This window comes from Pseudomonas sp. V88_4, from assembly GCF_029967985.1.
Taxonomy (GTDB): domain Bacteria; phylum Pseudomonadota; class Gammaproteobacteria; order Pseudomonadales; family Pseudomonadaceae; genus Aquipseudomonas; species Aquipseudomonas glycinae.
On record NZ_JASCAF010000002.1, the window covers coordinates 279,066 to 295,287 of the forward strand.

Here is a 16,222-nt window from a genome sequence, read left to right on the forward strand (position 1 = left end):
AGGGCGCGACATGACTCAGCCACTGTCCCACCATTTGCTGACCATGGCCTATCAGAATGCCTGGGCCAACCATCGACTGGCCAAGGCCTGGAGCCAGCTCGACGACACGCAGCTGGCAGCGCCACGGGTCAGTTTCTTCCCGAGCATCCGCCTGACCCTCAACCACATCCTCACCTGCGACTGGTTCTACGTCGACGCGCTGGAGCGTGAGTTGCGCGGTGACGAACCGCATCCCGATTGCTACGTGTTCTTCAACGCTGACGAGCCCTTGACCGAGGCGCAGGCCTTGCGCCGTGAGCAGGCCCATGTCGACCGCAGGCTGATCGCCTACTGCGAGCAACTGCGCGATGCCGATCTGTCGCGCATCGTCACCATCGCCCGCGACACGCCGCAGCACGACAGTCGTCTGCGGATGATTTCCCACCTTTTCGAGCATCAGATCCATCATCGTGGCCAGGTCCACGCGATGCTCAGTGGCACTTCGGTGAAACCGCCGCAACTGGACGAGTTTTTCTGTGCCGGCGAGTCCGGTTTGCGAGCCGAGGATTTTGCCGAACTGGGCTGGACCGAAGAGCTTGTCTGGGGGCACTGAAAACGCCGGGTTGTCGCCGGGGCCTGCCTCGCGCTAAGGTCGCCGAGCCTATCAGTGCGTATCAAACGCGCCGGGGCCCCGTGCGATTGAGGAAGGAAATGGATTCCGCAGAAATTCTTGTGCTTCAAGCCAGTTACACCAACCCGGTGCATGCCGAGGCCATCGGTGTGGTGCTCAATCATTACGCCGAAGACCCGATGGGTGGCGGCCATCCCATTGCCCCCGAACTGTTGCAGCAATTGCCCGCCGAACTGGCCAAGCGGCCCCACGCGTTCAGCGTCCTGGCGTTTGTCGGTGGCGAGCCGGCGGGGCTGGTGAACTGCTTTGAAGGGTTTTCCACGTTTGCCTGCAAACCGCTGGTCAATGTGCATGACGTGTCGGTGGTGACGAAATTTCGCGGTTTGGGGTTGAGCCAGAAAATGTTGCGCAAGGTCGAGGACATTGCCCGTCAGCGTGGTTGCTGCAAGATCACCCTGGAGGTGCTTGAAGGCAACGCCGTCGCGCAAAATTCCTATGCCAAATTCGGCTTCGCGCCGGGCATGTTCGACCCGAGTCACGGGCGCATGCTGTTCTGGATCAAGGATCTGCAGGCATAAAAAAGGCGCCCGATAAGGGCGCCCAACTGTCATCTGCGAGGCCAGAGCGGTGCCATCGCAGGTCCATCGGTAAAGCGTTCGCTCAAGGGCGATAGGACTCGGTGACCTGAGCGGTCTGGTCGTCCGGAACCTTGAGTTCGTGGGTCTTCGCTTCAGCCTGTTGGCTCTGTGCGGAATGAACCGGGAAATTGGCCCAGTAATGTCTCATGCGCTCGGCGCCGCCTTCAGCGAATGCGCTGGCGGATGCGAGGGTGAGTAGACCGGCAAGGATTGCAGTCGTGGTTTTCATGGTGCCTCCTACGAAAAATGTCGGAGCCTTTCGTCCATGAATCTAAGCCTCGGGGCGCAGTGTCCAGCGAGGGCATTAACCAAGGGTTAACGCTCGTTCAGTGAAGGTTTTACCGATTGTTTCCTCGGCGGATCGGACGAACGCTGCACGCGTGAATGACGCGTGCAGGTCGCGAGGGAAGGGCGTCAGAGTTTCCAGTCGAGGCTCAGCGTCACGGTGCGTGGGGCGCCCCAGAACACGCCGTTGTAGAAACCGACGTTGTCGTAATACTTCTTGTCGAACAGGTTGTCGACGTTGAGAGACGCCGACAGGTGCTTGTCGAACTCGTAACGCGACATCAGCTTCACCACCGTGTAGGCGTCCTGACTGATCCGCGCTCGCTCGGTGATGATCCGGCCATTGGCGCCGCGCCCGACCGGGCGATTGGAATTGCCGTAGACGTCGCTCTGCCAATTCACCGCGCCGCCCACCGTCAGAGCGTTCCAGTTACCCGGCAGGCGATAGGCCGTGGACAGGCGGAACAGGTTCAGCGGCTGATTGGTGTTGCTGCGCTGTTTCTCGCCGTTGACCGAGTGGGTGTAGGTGTAGCCGGCGGTCATGTTCCAGCCGTCGAGGATCTCACCCGAAACCTCGGCTTCGAAACCGTTGACCTTGTTGCCCTTGCCGCCGGAGGTGTAGAACTCCTCCAGCGTCACAGGATCCGGCGGGACCGAGTCATCGACTTCGGCGACGTTGTCCTGCTTGCTCCAGAAAATGGCGGTGGCCAGATTCAGGCGCTCGTCCAGCAAACTGCCCTTGAGCCCGACTTCATAGTTGCTGCCGACGATCGGTTCGATGAACTTGCGGTTGGCGTCGCGGTAGGTCTGCGGTTTGAAGATGTCGGTGTAACTGACATAAACGGTGTACTCCGGCGTCAGGTCGTACAGCAGGCCGGCGTAGGGCGTCCACATGTCGTTGTGCTGCTGGCGGCTGGCATCGACGCTTTCCAGTCGCAGGTTGTCGTCAAAGGTGTTGGCCGTTTTTGACGCTTTCCAGCTGCCGTAGCGGGTGCCAAGTACGGCATGCAACTCGTTCGTCAGGCTGAGGCGGGTCGCCAGATAACCTGCTTTTTGCTGCGTACTGTCTTTGGCGCTGGTGAGCCCGGTCACGGTGTCCGGGAATTTGGCGATGTCGCCCATGTACTTCCAGTCGCGGATGGTGCTGTAGTCGCGTGCAACGGCTCCGTCTACGGTATAGGGCGAGCTGGAGCTGCGTTCGGCTTCGCCATAGCCGATCATCATCTGATGTTCGCGACCCAGCAGTGAATAAGGGCCGGACAGGTTGAAGTCGTACGCCTTCATGCGCTGCGGGCCAATCATGTGCGAGGTGTAGGCGGTCATGCCGCTGCGATCAGGCTCGGGAAAACCGGCACCGGCGTAGTAGACCTTGCCGTCGGTGTCGCTCTTGCGGTGGGTGTAGGCGGCTTTCAGGTGCCAGTCGCCGGCCAGGGTCTGATCGAGGGTGGCGAACGCGGTCTTGTCGCGCAGGGGCCAGGAACTCCAGGACGTCGCCATGTTGGTCGAGCGTCCGAGTCCGGCCTTGCTGCCATCGGCGTTCCAATACGGCAAGGTGCCCCATGAGGAGCCTTGCACCTGTTTGTCCTGATAGTCGTAGCCGACGGCCAGTACGGTGGAAGCGGTCAGGTCTGCTTCGAGAATGCCGTAGCCGACTTCCCGCTGGAGGGCGTACTTGTCGCGAAACGATCCCTGGTCGCGGTAGGCCAGCACACTGCGCCCGCGCAGGCGCCCGTCGAACGCCAGCGGGCCGCCGACATCGACGTAACTGTAGTAGTCGTCGTAGCTGCCACCGCTGGCACCGGCCTGAGCCTGCCACTGCGCGGTCGGGCGTTTGCGCACCATGTTGATGGTCGCCGACGGGTCGCCTGCGCCGGTGGTCAGGCCGGTGGCGCCGCGCACGACTTCGATGCGGTCGTAGATGATGGTGTCCGAATCGGACTTCATGTACTGGAAGGTGTTGAGCATCCCGTCGATCTGGAAATTGTTGATCGAGTAGCCGCGGGATGAGTAGCTGACCCGATCCGAATCGTTGTGCTGCACCACGATGCCGGTGGTCTGGCTCATGGCCTCGGACAATGTACCGAGCTTGAAATCATCCATCTGCTGACGGGTGACCACGGACACCGATTGCGGGGTTTCCTTGATCGACAGGTTCAACCGCGTCGCCGTGCTCATGGCGCCGGTGGTATAGGCGTGGGTGTTTTCAGTGGTGCTGCCAAGACCCTGGGCGGTAACGCTGGTGGACGCCAGCTCGAGTGCCGGCGCAGCGGCGGGCGACCGTTTTTCCGTGTCGGTTTCAGCCAGCAGATCCGGGCTCAATGCAACGCTGCACAGGCCAAGGGTCAGGGTCATGGAACGGGTGATGGGCGCGAACATCGCAGCCGACTCCTTGTCTTTGAGGGAAAAATTCCGTTTGTTCAAAGACGAAGGTGAAGGGGGCGATTTAGCACCAAACGAGAAATATTATTATTTGGAGGTGTTTCAGTCAGACGAAAAAAAGGGCCGTTTCCGGCCCTTCTCGTTACTGCTGCAGCACCACTTCTGTGGCTGCGGGTTTTTTCGGCTTCATCAGGCTGAAGTCGATCAGGGCCCGCTGTTCGCGTTCGTAAGGGTTGCCGATCAGCAGCGGACGTGGCTTGAAACTGTCGCTGACCAGACTCTTGCTGCGATCCAGCTCATCGAAACTCAAACCGGCCAGATCCGCCCAAGTGTGGATCAGGTGTGAGCTGCTGTAGGGCCGGCTCAAATCCCCGGTGAAGTTCCAGTTGTGGGTTTCACGCCACTTTGGCGAGGCCCAGGCCATGAACGGAATGGTGTACATCGGCGCCGTCGGCTTGTTTTCGTTGCGACCCAGAGTGCCGTGGCCTACCGAGTCGAACACGTCTTCGCCGTGGTCGGAGAGGTACAGCAAAAAGCCGTTCGGATCGGACTTGGCGTAGTCCTTGATCAGGCTCGAGACCACGAAATCGTTGTACAGCACCGCGTTGTCGTAACTGTTGTAGGTCGGCACCTGATCGTCACGCACGCCGGCCGGAACACCGTTGCGATCCTGGAACTTGTCGAAGCTCGGCGGATAACGGTACTGGTAGCTCATGTGCGTACCGAGCAGATGCACGACGATCAATTTGCGCGGCGCCGCGTCGGCCAGGGCCTTGTTGAACGGCTCGATCACGTCGCCGTCGTACTGCGCGGCGTTCTGGTTGCGGTTGTTGTTCAGGTACACCTGCTCGTCGGCCTGTTCGGAGAAGGTCGTGAGCATGGTGTTGCGCTTGGTCATGGTCTGCTGGTTGGTGATCCAGAACGTCTTGTAGCCAGCCTGCTTCATCATGCTGACCAGCGAAGGCGTGGACAGGTACAGGTCCGGGTTTTCTTCGTCGGCGAAGGTCAGCACCTGTTGCAGCGCTTCGATGGTGTACGGGCGCGGGGTGATGACGTTGTCGAAGACCGACAGTTGATCCTTGAGCTTGTCCAGTTCCGGCGTGGTTTTACGCGGGTAACCGTAGAGGCTCATGCGCTGGCGGTTGGTGGACTCGCCGATCACCAGCACCAGGGTCGCCGGCTGGTTGGCGCCCGCGTCCTTGAGATTTTTCAGTGGCGGGATCTTGCTCGCGCTGTGCAGCATGCCCTGCATGTCGGCCAGGGTTTCCTGATAGCGGTGATACGCCACGGCCATCTGCCACGGCACGGCCGGCTCGATGCGGGTTTCGAATTTTTCGAAGCCCTGGGCGAAGCTGCCGGTGCGCATCGTCTGCTTGACCAGCGGGTAACCGATCACGGCCACCAGAATCGCCATGGCAGCGACGAATGCCTGACCACGGGGCAGGTACACCGGACGCAGGCGGGTCCACAGGAAATACGCGAACGCGGTGTGCGCGAGGAACGCCGGAACCATCCACCAGGCGAAGTACTGGGTCATGTACTCGCCGGCTTCGGACACGTTCGACTCGAACATGATGAAGATCACGCTCTGGGAAAATTCCTGCTGGTAGATGAAGAAGTAACCCAGGCTGGCCATCGAGCAGGCCCACAGCACCAAGCCGATCACGGCGGCGAGCAGACGGGTGCGTTGGGGGAACAGCAGCATCGGCGCAAGCCACACGGCGCTCATCACGAAAGCCTGGCGGAACCCGGTGAAGCCTGAGGTGCCCGTCAACTGGATCAGCAGTTGGGTGATACCGGAGAAGTACCAGAAAAACACGAACAGCCAGATAAAACCGGCCCAGTCGAAACCTGTCGCAGTCGTTTTGCTGCGTTTGAACACCGCCATTCAGCACTCCAGCTCAGTCGTCACATCCACCGCCGGGCGCTTCATGCAACCGGCGCATGAACCCGACGAACGGAGGCCGTGCACACACGCACGGCCAGAATGCGCCGGAGTATCAACAAGCGGATGTGAAAACTTTGTTAGTTGCCGAAATGGGCCAGAGGTGCAGCATGTCGGGAACGGCGATGGCCGCTCCCGAAGCGGGCGGGGGAGATCAGGCGTGGGGCGAGCGCTGTACGCGCGGCAGAGGCTGTGGCTCGGCGCCCTGGGTCAGCAGGCGCAATTGCGCGAGTTCCTGCTTGAGCTGATCGCGTTCATCTTTCAACTGCCGCAATTCATCGCGACGGATAGTGACGTACAGGGTTTGTGGCGGCATTGCTGTGTGTACTGTGCCCATTGCTCACCTCGCAAATGGCGTGTCTCAACTGCGGATCAGCCCCCGGTTTGGAGCCTTGATCTGCTATCGGCGCCGATTTTGATTTCTTTTGCTCGTGAATGGAACTTTTTTATTTTTCATGGTCGTTGTGTCTTCGGCACGTTTCCCGACGTTATCAGTCTGGATCGGGCACAATGCCCGGAAACTTCAACCCGACGCTCTGGACTAACCTCCATTAGTCGCGTTGGGCTATACCTTTGACACACTTTTATTTGTAGTAAGGAGCATCAGCACATGCAACTCGGGATTATTGGACTGGGCCGCATGGGCGGCAATATTGCGCGTCGTCTGATGCTCAACGGTCACACCACCGTTGTTTACGACCGCAATACCGCCTTTGTCGACACCCTGGCCGCCGAGGGCTCTACCGGCGCCGCCGATCTGCCTGCACTGGTCGCAGGCCTGGCCAAGCCGCGTGCGGTGTGGGTCATGCTGCCGGCCGGCGCACCGACTGAAGACACCATCGAAACCCTGAGCCATCTGCTCGAGGCGGGCGACACCATCATCGATGGCGGCAACACCAACTACAAGGACGACATCCGTCGGGCCAAGACCCTGGCCGAGAAAGGTCTGCACTACATCGACGTCGGCACCTCCGGCGGCGTCTGGGGCCTGGAGCGCGGTTACTGCATGATGATCGGCGGCGATGCCGAGACCGTTAAGCGTCTGGACCCGCTGTTCGCCGCGCTGGCGCCGGGCATGGGCGACATCCCGCGCACCAGGGACCGCAAGTCCGATGACCACCGCGCCGAGCACGGCTACATCCACGCCGGTCCCGCCGGTGCCGGTCACTTCGTCAAGATGATCCACAACGGGATCGAGTACGGCATGATGGCGGCCTTCGCCGAAGGCTTCGACATCCTCAAGACCAAGTCCAGCGAGTTTTTGCCGGAGGACCAGCGTTTCGACCTGAACGTGGCCGACATCGCCGAAGTCTGGCGTCGTGGCAGCGTGGTGTCGTCCTGGCTGCTCGACCTGACCGCCGATGCCCTGGCGGTCGACCCGAAACTCGACGGTTTCTCCGGCTCCGTGGCTGACAGCGGCGAAGGTCAATGGACCATCGAAGCGGCCATGGAACAGAAGGTGCCGGTACCGGTGCTGTCCAACTCGCTGTTCTCGCGCTACCGCTCCCGCGGCCAGGGCACTTTCGGCGACAAGATTCTTTCGGCCCAGCGCTTCGGCTTCGGCGGCCATGTGGAGACACCGAAGAAATGACCCATACGATCCGCAGGAAATCCAAGGCAGAACCCGCGCCACCGACCACGCTGTTTCTGTTCGGCGCCCACGGTGATCTGGTCAAGCGCCTGCTGATGCCGGCGCTGTACAACCTGAGTCGCGACGGCCTGCTGGATGATGGCCTGCGGATCGTCGGCGTTGACCACAACGCCATCACCGATGAAGCCTTCGCGCAAAAGCTTGAAGACTTCATCCGCACCGAGGTGGCAGCCAAGGTCGGCAAGGGCGATCAGATGCTTGATCCGGCCTTGTGGGCCAAGCTCGCCAAAGGCATCAGCTACGTCCAGGGCGATTTCCTGGACGACAGCACTTATTCGGCCCTGGCGGCGAAAATCGCCGACAGCGGCACTGGCAATGCGGTGTTCTACCTGGCCACCGCGCCACGTTTCTTCAGCGAAGTGGTGCGCCGTCTCGGCAGCGCCGGGTTGCTAGAAGAAACCCCGGAAGCCTTCAGAAGGGTGGTGATCGAAAAACCGTTCGGCTCCGACCTGCAAACCGCCGAGGCGTTGAACGCCTGCCTGCTCAAGGTCATGTCGGAAAAGCAGATCTACCGGATCGATCACTATCTGGGCAAGGAAACCGTACAGAACATTCTGGTCAGCCGGTTCTCCAACAGCCTGTTCGAAGCGTTCTGGAACAACCACTACATCGATCACGTGCAGATCACCGCCGCCGAAACCGTCGGCGTCGAAACCCGTGGCAGTTTTTACGAACACACCGGCGCCCTGCGGGACATGGTGCCCAATCACCTGTTCCAGCTGCTGGCCATGGTGGCGATGGAGCCGCCGGCCGCGTTCGGCGCCGATGCGGTGCGGGGCGAGAAGGCCAAGGTGGTCGGCGCGATTCGCCCCTGGACCACCGAGGAAGCGCGAGAAAACTCGGTACGCGGCCAATACGGCGCCGGCGAAGTCGCTGGCAAACCGGTGTCCGGTTATCGCGATGAAAACAATGTCTCGCCCGACAGCACCACGGAAACCTACGTGGCGCTGAAAGTAATGATCGACAACTGGCGCTGGGTCGGCGTGCCGTTTTACCTGCGCACCGGCAAACGCATGAGCGTGCGCGACACCGAGATCGTCATCTGCTTCAAACCGGCGCCGTATGCGCAGTTCCGGGATACCGAGGTCGATGAATTGCAGCCGACCTACCTGCGTATCCAGATCCAGCCCAACGAAGGCATGTGGTTCGACCTGCTGGCCAAACGGCCGGGGCCGGCGCTGAACATGGCCAACATCGAGCTGGGGTTCGCCTACAAAGACTTCTTCGAAATGCAGCCGTCCACCGGCTACGAAACCCTGATCTATGACTGCCTGACCGGCGACCAGACGCTGTTCCAGCGCGCCGACAACATCGAGAATGGCTGGCGCGCGGTGCAGCCGTTCCTCGACGCCTGGCAACAGGACGCAAGCGTGCAGAGTTATGCCGCTGGCGAAGACGGGCCGAAAGCCGCCGATGATCTGCTGACTCGCGATGGTCGCGTCTGGCATGGTCTGGGATGAGCGAGCCGATCCGTTTTCTGTTGAGTGACATGGACGGCACGCTGTTGCTGCCCGACCACGCTCCAGCAGATCGAAGCCCTGGGCGTCGATCTGCCGACGGCGGCGTTCAATGGCGGTACGATCGTCAATCCGGATGGCAGCATTCTGGTCGCTCACTACCTGCCGACGACGGCCGCGCTGACAGCGCTGGCACTGTTCGCCGATCAGCCGGACGTCGAAATCTGGGTGTTCAGCGGCGGCGACTGGCTGCTCAAGGATCCGCACGGGCCGATGGTGCCGCGCGAGCAGCATGGGCTCGGTTATCCGCCGGTGGTGGTCGACAGTTTCGAGCCTTACCTGGAGCGCATCGACAAGATCGTCGCGACCAGCAACAACACTGATCTGTTGATCGAGCTGGAGGCGCGTTTGCTGCCGAAGGTCAAGGGCATGGCGCAGGTGTCGCGCTCGCAGCCGGTGTATCTGGACGTGACGGCGCTGGAGGCCAACAAGGGCTCGGCGCTGGTGACGCTGGCTGAACATCTGGGCGTGCCACTGGCGCAGACGGCGGCGATTGGCGATGGTGGCAATGATCCGGCGATGTTCCATGTTGCCGGTCTGTCGATTGCCATGGGCCAGGCAGAAGACGCGGTGAAGCGTCAGGCCGACGTGGTGACCGGGCCGAACACCGAGGACGGTGTGGCGCAGGCCATCGAAAAGTACATCTCGCCGCGCTGATCGAGGCATAAAAAAACGGGAGCCCCAAGGCTCCCGTTATTGTTTCTACAGCCAGTAGCTCACGGCATACCAGCCCAGCAATCCCATCACCACGGTGTAAGGCAACGCCATCCATACCATTCGCCCGTACGACAACCTTACCAGCGGTGCAATCGCCGACGTCAGCAGGAACAGAAACGCGGCCTGACCATTGGGCGTCGCCACGCTCGGCAGGTTGGTGCCGGTGTTGATCGCAATCGCCAGTGTCTCGAAGTGTTCTCGGCTCATGTGGCCGGACAGGAACGCCTGTTTGACCTCGGTGATGTAAATCGTCGCCACGAACACATTGTCACTGATTGCCGACAACAGACCGTTGGCGATGAATAGCATTCCCGGTTGTTGCTCGGCCGGCAGTGCCAGGACCCACTGGATCAGCGGCGCGAACAGTTGCTGGTCGTGAATCACCGCGACCACGGCGAAAAACACCACCAGCAATGCGGTAAACGGCATGGCGTCCTTGAATGCACTGCCCAGTCGGTGTTCGTCGGTGATCCCGGTGAAGGCGGTGATCAGCACGATCACCATAAGGCCGATCAGGCCGACTTCCGCGATATGGAATGCCAGACCTGCAATCAGGATCAACGCAGCGCAGCCTTGCACCAGCAGGGCGGCGCGTTGACGCGGGGTGCGTTCGGCATTGTCTTCGGCGGCGTAGTTGGCCAGCACGGCACGTACGTTATCCGGCAGCAGCGTGCCGTAGCCGAACCAGCGCAGTTTCTCCAGCAACACGCACGTCACCAGTCCCGCGAGCAGAACCGGCAGGGAAACCGGTGCGACCTTCAGGAAAAACTCGGCGAAGTGCCAACCCATCTCGTGGCCGATCAACAGGTTTTGCGGTTCGCCAACCAGTGTGCAGACGCCGCCCAGTGCAGTACCGACGGCGCCGTGCATCAACAGACTGCGCAGGAAGGCGCGAAACTGTTCCAGATCCTCGTGATGCAGCGGGGGCAGATGCCGGTCATCGCTGAATTCGCTGTCCTGGCGCGGATCGTTACCGGAGGCCACCCGGTGGTAAACCGAATAGAAGCCGACGGCGGCGCTGATGATCACTGCGGTCACGGTCAGCGCATCGAGAAATGCCGAAAGAAATGCCGACAGAAAGCAGAACATCAGGGCCAGCAGCGCCTTCGAACGCACGCCCAGCAACAGGCGCGAGAACAGGAACAGCAACAGGTCTTTCATGAAATAGATGCCGGCGACCATGAACATCAACAGCAGAATCACCGGGAAATTGTGCTGCAACTCTTCGTACAGTGCCTGGGGCGTGGTCATTTTCAGCAGCAGCGCTTCGATCAGCAGCAAGCCGCCGGGCATCAGCGGGTAGCACTTGAGCGCCATGGCGAGGGTGAAAATGAACTCGATCACCAGCAACCAGCCAGCGGCGACCGGGCCGACGCTCCACAGCACCAGTGCGTTGAGGATCAGGAACCCGACGATGCACGCCTTGTACCAGCGGGGCGAATGCCCGAGAAAATTGTGCGCGAACGCCTGGGCCATCGAACCGGACATCAGCTGCTCCTTGTCTTAAGAAGCGCGCAAGTTGCCGTAAGCCATGGGGAAGATCAAGTGTGGGAAGATTCGCATCAGTGATTCAGATAGCGCGCCACTACTGCGCGGTAGTTGCCATCGAGCGAATAGCCGCCCACCAGAATCGCGCCATCGGGCTGTATCGCCACTGATGTGGCGGTATCGAGGCTGCGGCCCAGTCGCGTGCGCAACCAGCCATTGCCGGAACCGAAACTTCGATCCAGGCGGCCGTCGACCAGATAGCGGGCGATGATGAAGTCGGCCTCAACTCCGCCGATCGTCGCGCCAACCGCTACGATGCGACCGTCCGGCATTACCTGCGCCGCGCTCCACTGGCAGCCGCTGGGTCCGATATCCAGCAGATGCGGCTGACCGTCATTGCAGTGCAGATCGGGGCGACCGTTGCCGTGGACAGACAGGGCCATGCATCGGATCGGATCGCGACTGCTGCCAAAACAATGCAAATGCTCCGCTGATTCGATGACTTGATTGACCAGAGCACTGCGTCCCTGGACTTTGAAGGCCATGAAGCCGTCCACCGCAAAACGTTCGTCGAGCTGCCCGTCCGGCAGATAGCGTGCAAGCAGGCCTTCCTGCGGAAAGTCGATGGAGCCGCCCACCACGATTCTTCCGTCTTCTTGCAGCAGCACGCTGCCCAGCCAGGTATTGAGCAGCAAGTGGCGAACCATGACGAAGCCGCGACCATTGAAGGATGGATCCAGGCTGCCGTCGGGTTTGAGGCGGATCAGCATGCCGACGTGATCGGCCAGCTCGAAGTGATGATTGGCGATCAGCAGGATGTGGCCGTCCGGTTGCACTGCGAAGTCGCAGGCTTCTGCGCCCGGAACGCCCGGCGGCAGCCAGGCGTCACGGGTGCCCATGGAGAGGTCACCGGGCAGGCGGACGATTTGCCGACCATTGTCGCCGAAGTCCGGGTCAGGTCGGCCCTGGGCATCGAACATCGCCAGGGCGGGCAGGGTGCGATGTTCTGATTCGTAGTGCAGGCCCGCCAGCAGAATCCGCCCGTCGGGCAAGACTTGAACCTTGCCGCCGGTGGCTTCGAAACCGGCAGCGAACCGGCCTATCACGCTGCCTTGAAAGCCGAACCCCAGATCCGCCGAGCCGTCCTCAAGCAGACGGGCCAGACCGAAACAACTGCCTTGAGCAGTGCCCACCTTGGCGGCGACCAGGATCCTGCCCTGCGCGTCGAGCGCCACGTTCTGGATCAGGCTGGACGTACTGCTGGCGAAATAAACCTGAGCCAGGCCGTTGCTGGAAAAGGTCTTGTCGAGTTGTCCGGCGTTATTCGCTAGCGTCGGGAGTGCGATAGCGGTCTGGGTTGACATGCATGCTTCTCCTTGCGAGTCGACCGATTTCCGGGAGGCGGAACGGGTAACTGCATGAGGGAGACATTCAATCCCTGAATACACGCAAGTACAACTGACAGAATTAACAGGTGGAGGGTCGCACTGTGCCAGAACAGTGTCTTTTTGAACCAGTCGCAAGCCTGCCAAGTATTCAGGCGCGAAAGTATTGAGGAAAGTTGTACAGAAAGACTGAAGTTGGAAATGGATTCGCAACTAGCAGAAGAGGGCGGATGACTTGAACGTCATCCGCATTACCCACAAATATCAGTGTGGCATCGACCAGGATTGCAACGCATAGCCTTCTTCGCTTAGTTCGGCGCGGGCCTGTTGCAGCAGGTGTTCAAGTTGCGCCGGATCGGAGTAGGCGCTGCTCGGGATCTGGGTGCGACCGATGTGGGAATTGGTGCGGTCGATCACGGTGAGGCAGAGTTCGCCATTCCCGTCTTGTGGGGCCCAGGCGACGCATTGGAAAGGTTTGAATGCGCGGTTGGCGATCAAAAGAGCTTCGTTGATACGGAGCGGGGCGTTCATTGGGGTCTTCTCTCTATAGTGCCCAATCAAGTGATGTGCCGTCGGTTGGGCTGACCGTTCGGCGAGTTACTTGTACTGATGCACGCAACCCGCTGACAGGTCACACGGAATCTGAAGAAATTTCGACTTTCTTTCATACACTCAATATTCAGACAGATTTTGAAAGCCTGGCGAAAGAATCAAGTCGATAGCTAACTAATAAAGCCGCTTCTTATAACCGCTTCACTTGTATACCTATAAGCAATCGATACAAGACGCCGTCAAATTCTTGCTAATGTAACAGTCAGGTTTGCCAAATGACTGTTTTTACGATCATTTCCTAAAATTTGGCGCCAAGGAACAGTCATGAACGAAGCGCCTGCATTACGACGTTTACTGGTCGTCGACCCGTGCGACGATTGTCACCGATTATTGCCGGGTTTACGTGCTGCAGGTTGGGACGTCGACAGTTGCAGCCTGGAAAATGCCGCCGACCGAACGTGCGATGTAGGCCTGTTGCGTTTACAGCCTTTTCATCTGGAACGTCCCGAAGCCGTCAAAGAGCTGATCAGCCGCAGTGGTACCGAATGGATAGCCGTGTTGAATCAGGAAGTGCTGCGTTTGCAGAACGTCGGTGATTTCGTTTGCGAGTGGTTTTTCGATTTCCACACCTTGCCGTTTGACGTGTCGCGGGTGCAGGTCACCCTCGGTCGCGCGTTCGGCATGGCGCGCCTGCGCGGTCAGGGCACGATACACGTCGATCAGCAGGAACATGAGCTGCTGGGTGACAGCAAACCGATCCGCGAGCTGCGCAAGCTGCTGAGCAAACTGGCCCCCACCGAGTCGCCAGTGTTGATTCGCGGCGAAAGCGGTACCGGCAAGGAACTGGTCGCCCGCACCCTGCACCGGCAGTCGCAACGCCACAGCAAACCGTTTGTGGCGATCAACTGCGGGGCGATTCCCGAGCATTTGATCCAGTCCGAACTGTTCGGTCACGAGAAAGGCGCGTTCACCGGCGCCCATCAGCGCAAGGTCGGGCGTATCGAAGCGGCCAATGGCGGCACCTTGTTTCTCGATGAAATCGGCGATCTGCCGCTGGAACTGCAAGCCAATCTGTTGCGCTTTCTTCAGGAAAAACACATTGAACGGGTCGGCGGCAGCCAGCCGATTCCGGTCGATGTGCGGGTGTTGGCGGCGACTCACGTCGATCTCGAAGCCGCCATCGAGAAGAAGCGGTTTCGTGAGGATTTGTACTACCGGCTCAATGTGCTGCAAGTGGTGACCGCGCCGTTACGTGAGCGCCACGGCGATCTGTCGATGCTGGCCAACCATTTTTCCCATTTCTACAGCCACGAAACCGGCCGTCGTCCGCGCAGTTTCAGTGAAGACGCGCTGATCGCCATGGGCAAACACGACTGGCCGGGCAATGTCCGTGAACTGGCCAACCGTGTGCGTCGAGGCCTGGTGCTGGCCGAAGGGCGGCAGATCGAAGCCCGTGACCTGGGGCTGATCAGCCAGCAGTCGATCGCGGCACCGATGGGTACTCTTGAAGACTACAAGACCCGTGCTGAACGCCAGGCGTTGTGTGATGTGTTGAACCGGCACAGCGACAATCTCAGCGTTGCCGCCAAAGTGCTGGGGGTTTCCCGGCCGACTTTCTACCGATTGCTGCACAAGCACCAGATCCGCTAGGGCGCGGCGCTTCCTGGCTCCAGGAAGCTGAAAAGGCCCGCTGTGATGCAAGTCGCAGCGGGCCTTTTCATGCTGTCGCGGTTTAGAAGTAGTACGGGAATTTCAGGCTGAAGGAGAAGTCCGGGGCATCGTCCGTCATGCCGATGGACAGGTTGGGCACGATGGTCAGGTTGTCGGTGGCCGCGATGGTCATGCCGACGTTGAAGTAACCGGCGTTGGCGTCGCTGGACACCACCGATTCCCAATCCCCGCCATCCTGTTTCAGCTTGCTCTTGCGTTGCACCAGGTCAGACACGGAGAACGACATACTCATCTTCTCGTTCAGTGCGAAGGCAACACCGGCACCAATCTGGAAACTGTCGCCGATGCGAACCTTGCCCGGGTTTTTCTGGTTGACCGTGGAGCTGATGTCGTCGAACGACTCCTCGAAGTTGTGGGTGTAGGACAGACTGCCGAACAGCACGGCCGGGTCAAACGTCTTGACCAGCGAGATGCCCGGGGTGATCGACCAGACGCCGTTGCCGGTAGGCAAGGTGTCAGGCACGAACAGGTTCGAGTTGGCATCGGTCTGGCGCAGCTTGATCCCGAACGGGTCCTTGCCCGTAGGCGCCTTGACCCGTAAGGAAACCACGGCGTCCGGAGTGTTGACCGACTCGTCCAGGAACTTGTACGCAATGCCGAAGTTGACGTCGCCGAGAGTCGGGTCGCGGCTGACGTCCTGTTCGGTGGTGACGTTGGATGCACCGCCATTGCCGCCACCGGACTGATAGGTCGATTCGCGGTAGACCACCGGCACGTTCAGGTCGAACTGCCAGCGGTTGTCGAAGTTGTAGCGGCCCGTCAGGTCCAGGGTCCAGGTGTCGGCCTTGATCCGGTCGAGGTTGATGTTGCCGAGGAAAATCGAGTCCAGGGCGAGGAAGCCGTTGAGAATCAGCTGGCGGGTGTCGTAGCGCGAATAGGTCACGCCGGTTTCAAAGCTGAACTTGCCGCCGCCGAAGAAACCGCTGGCTTCGTCGTACAGGTTGGACACACTCTGTGCCGGTTGCGAATCGTCGGCCAGTGACTGGCCATAGGATGCGCCGCTACCCCCAGCGGCGCCCCCCGAAGCCGCTGCAGCCCCGGTGCCGGTGGCGACCCGGTTGCCTTTCATGTCCGAAGGCGATTTGGCCAGGCGTTTTGGGGGTGGAGAAGCGGGTTGTTCTTCGACCTGCCGGACCCGCTGTTCGAGCACCGCCAGGGCTTTCTGTTGTACTTCGTATCGTTGCTTAAGCTCCAGAAGTTCCTGTTTCAGGGCTTCTACGTCGGCATCGGGTGCTGCTTGCAGCATCGCCGCCGGTAGAAGAGTACTCAAACATACAGCGGCACGCAGTGATACTGATCGATACATGAATAAGCCGTCCCTTTA

At 60.2% G+C, this 16,222-nt stretch carries 13 protein-coding genes and 1 pseudogene; 6 read left to right on the forward strand and 8 right to left on the reverse strand.

All coding sequences use genetic code 11. The features are described from left to right. Positions 1–10: 10 nt before the first annotated feature. Together QLG12_RS03905 and QLG12_RS03910 are read left to right on the forward strand one after the other, a co-directional pair. On the forward strand, positions 11–592 hold the full coding sequence (locus QLG12_RS03905) for a DinB family protein (protein WP_282473953.1): 582 nt from the start codon (positions 11–13) through the stop codon (positions 590–592). Positions 593–690: 98 nt separating this feature from the next. Beyond that, entirely contained in the window at positions 691–1,188 is a 498-nt protein-coding gene (locus QLG12_RS03910; protein WP_007957513.1) for a GNAT family N-acetyltransferase, read from the forward strand. Between the two features lie 82 nt (positions 1,189–1,270). On the opposite strand, the gene QLG12_RS03915 is transcribed toward QLG12_RS03910, so the two are convergent. The 4 genes from QLG12_RS03915 to QLG12_RS03930 form a co-directional block, all read right to left on the reverse strand. Then, a complete protein-coding gene (locus QLG12_RS03915) occupies positions 1,271–1,477 on the reverse strand; it encodes a hypothetical protein (RefSeq protein WP_201818332.1) in 207 nt (68 codons plus the stop codon). Between the two features lie 185 nt (positions 1,478–1,662). Beyond that, on the reverse strand, positions 1,663–3,909 hold the full coding sequence (locus tag QLG12_RS03920) for a TonB-dependent siderophore receptor (RefSeq protein WP_282473954.1): 2,247 nt from the start codon (positions 3,907–3,909) through the stop codon (positions 1,663–1,665). Between the two features lie 145 nt (positions 3,910–4,054). Next, positions 4,055–5,800, reverse strand: a complete 1,746-nt coding sequence (locus QLG12_RS03925; protein WP_197868187.1) for a phosphoethanolamine transferase CptA — start codon at positions 5,798–5,800, stop codon at positions 4,055–4,057. A gap of 211 nt (positions 5,801–6,011) precedes the next feature. Next, positions 6,012–6,194 carry a DUF6026 family protein gene (locus tag QLG12_RS03930; protein ID WP_007957508.1) on the reverse strand — a complete coding sequence of 61 codons (183 nt, stop codon included), beginning with the start codon at positions 6,192–6,194 and terminating at the stop codon, positions 6,012–6,014. A gap of 273 nt (positions 6,195–6,467) precedes the next feature. Here QLG12_RS03930 and gnd point away from each other — a divergent pair, with 273 nt between their 5' ends. From gnd to QLG12_RS03945, 3 genes and pseudogenes are all read left to right on the forward strand, one after another. Next, positions 6,468–7,448: a phosphogluconate dehydrogenase (NAD(+)-dependent, decarboxylating) gene (gene gnd / locus QLG12_RS03935; protein ID WP_282473955.1), complete on the forward strand. Its 981-nt coding sequence runs from the start codon at positions 6,468–6,470 to the stop codon at positions 7,446–7,448. After that, positions 7,445–8,968 (forward strand): glucose-6-phosphate dehydrogenase, encoded by a 1,524-nt coding sequence (gene zwf / locus QLG12_RS03940; RefSeq protein ID WP_197868185.1) that lies wholly within the window; start codon positions 7,445–7,447, stop codon positions 8,966–8,968. The genes gnd and zwf overlap by 4 nt, the downstream gene beginning before the upstream one ends. After that, positions 8,965–9,682: pseudogene (locus QLG12_RS03945) on the forward strand (HAD family hydrolase). The gene zwf and the pseudogene QLG12_RS03945 overlap by 4 nt, the downstream one beginning before the upstream one ends. Before the next feature lie 45 nt (positions 9,683–9,727). Here QLG12_RS03945 and nhaB read toward each other — a convergent pair. From nhaB to QLG12_RS03960, 3 genes are all read right to left on the reverse strand, one after another. After that, the gene (nhaB, locus tag QLG12_RS03950; RefSeq protein ID WP_197868183.1) at positions 9,728–11,230 is read right to left on the reverse strand and encodes a sodium/proton antiporter NhaB; all 1,503 of its coding nucleotides are present in this window, start codon (positions 11,228–11,230) and stop codon (positions 9,728–9,730) included. Between the two features lie 74 nt (positions 11,231–11,304). Beyond that, entirely contained in the window at positions 11,305–12,594 is a 1,290-nt protein-coding gene (locus QLG12_RS03955; RefSeq protein WP_282473956.1) for a hypothetical protein, read from the reverse strand. A 285-nt stretch (positions 12,595–12,879) separates the two neighbouring features. Then, on the reverse strand, positions 12,880–13,146 hold the full coding sequence (locus QLG12_RS03960) for a hypothetical protein (protein ID WP_064381767.1): 267 nt from the start codon (positions 13,144–13,146) through the stop codon (positions 12,880–12,882). A gap of 345 nt (positions 13,147–13,491) precedes the next feature. Between QLG12_RS03960 and QLG12_RS03965 the strand changes: the two genes are divergently transcribed. Then, positions 13,492–14,817: a sigma-54 dependent transcriptional regulator gene (locus QLG12_RS03965; RefSeq protein WP_064381766.1), complete on the forward strand. Its 1,326-nt coding sequence runs from the start codon at positions 13,492–13,494 to the stop codon at positions 14,815–14,817. A gap of 82 nt (positions 14,818–14,899) precedes the next feature. Here QLG12_RS03965 and QLG12_RS03970 read toward each other — a convergent pair whose 3' ends face one another. After that, positions 14,900–16,204 (reverse strand): transporter, encoded by a 1,305-nt coding sequence (locus tag QLG12_RS03970; protein ID WP_039768189.1) that lies wholly within the window; start codon positions 16,202–16,204, stop codon positions 14,900–14,902. Positions 16,205–16,222: the final 18 nt, after the last annotated feature.

What these genes read in the sequence shown, in the direction of transcription:
- QLG12_RS03905 (WP_282473953.1), top strand. Translation starts at nt 11, where the DNA reads ATGACTCAGCCACTGTCCCACCATTTGCTGACCATGGCCTATCAGAAT.
- QLG12_RS03910 (WP_007957513.1), top strand. Translation starts at nt 691, where the DNA reads ATGGATTCCGCAGAAATTCTTGTGCTTCAAGCCAGTTACACCAACCCG.
- QLG12_RS03915 (WP_201818332.1), bottom strand. Translation starts at nt 1,477, where the DNA reads ATGAAAACCACGACTGCAATCCTTGCCGGTCTACTCACCCTCGCATCC.
- QLG12_RS03920 (WP_282473954.1), bottom strand. Translation starts at nt 3,909, where the DNA reads ATGTTCGCGCCCATCACCCGTTCCATGACCCTGACCCTTGGCCTGTGC.
- QLG12_RS03925 (WP_197868187.1), bottom strand. Translation starts at nt 5,800, where the DNA reads ATGGCGGTGTTCAAACGCAGCAAAACGACTGCGACAGGTTTCGACTGG.
- QLG12_RS03930 (WP_007957508.1), bottom strand. Translation starts at nt 6,194, where the DNA reads ATGGGCACAGTACACACAGCAATGCCGCCACAAACCCTGTACGTCACT.
- gnd (WP_282473955.1), top strand. Translation starts at nt 6,468, where the DNA reads ATGCAACTCGGGATTATTGGACTGGGCCGCATGGGCGGCAATATTGCG.
- zwf (WP_197868185.1), top strand. Translation starts at nt 7,445, where the DNA reads ATGACCCATACGATCCGCAGGAAATCCAAGGCAGAACCCGCGCCACCG.
- nhaB (WP_197868183.1), bottom strand. Translation starts at nt 11,230, where the DNA reads ATGTCCGGTTCGATGGCCCAGGCGTTCGCGCACAATTTTCTCGGGCAT.
- QLG12_RS03955 (WP_282473956.1), bottom strand. Translation starts at nt 12,594, where the DNA reads ATGTCAACCCAGACCGCTATCGCACTCCCGACGCTAGCGAATAACGCC.
- QLG12_RS03960 (WP_064381767.1), bottom strand. Translation starts at nt 13,146, where the DNA reads ATGAACGCCCCGCTCCGTATCAACGAAGCTCTTTTGATCGCCAACCGC.
- QLG12_RS03965 (WP_064381766.1), top strand. Translation starts at nt 13,492, where the DNA reads ATGAACGAAGCGCCTGCATTACGACGTTTACTGGTCGTCGACCCGTGC.
- QLG12_RS03970 (WP_039768189.1), bottom strand. Translation starts at nt 16,204, where the DNA reads ATGTATCGATCAGTATCACTGCGTGCCGCTGTATGTTTGAGTACTCTT.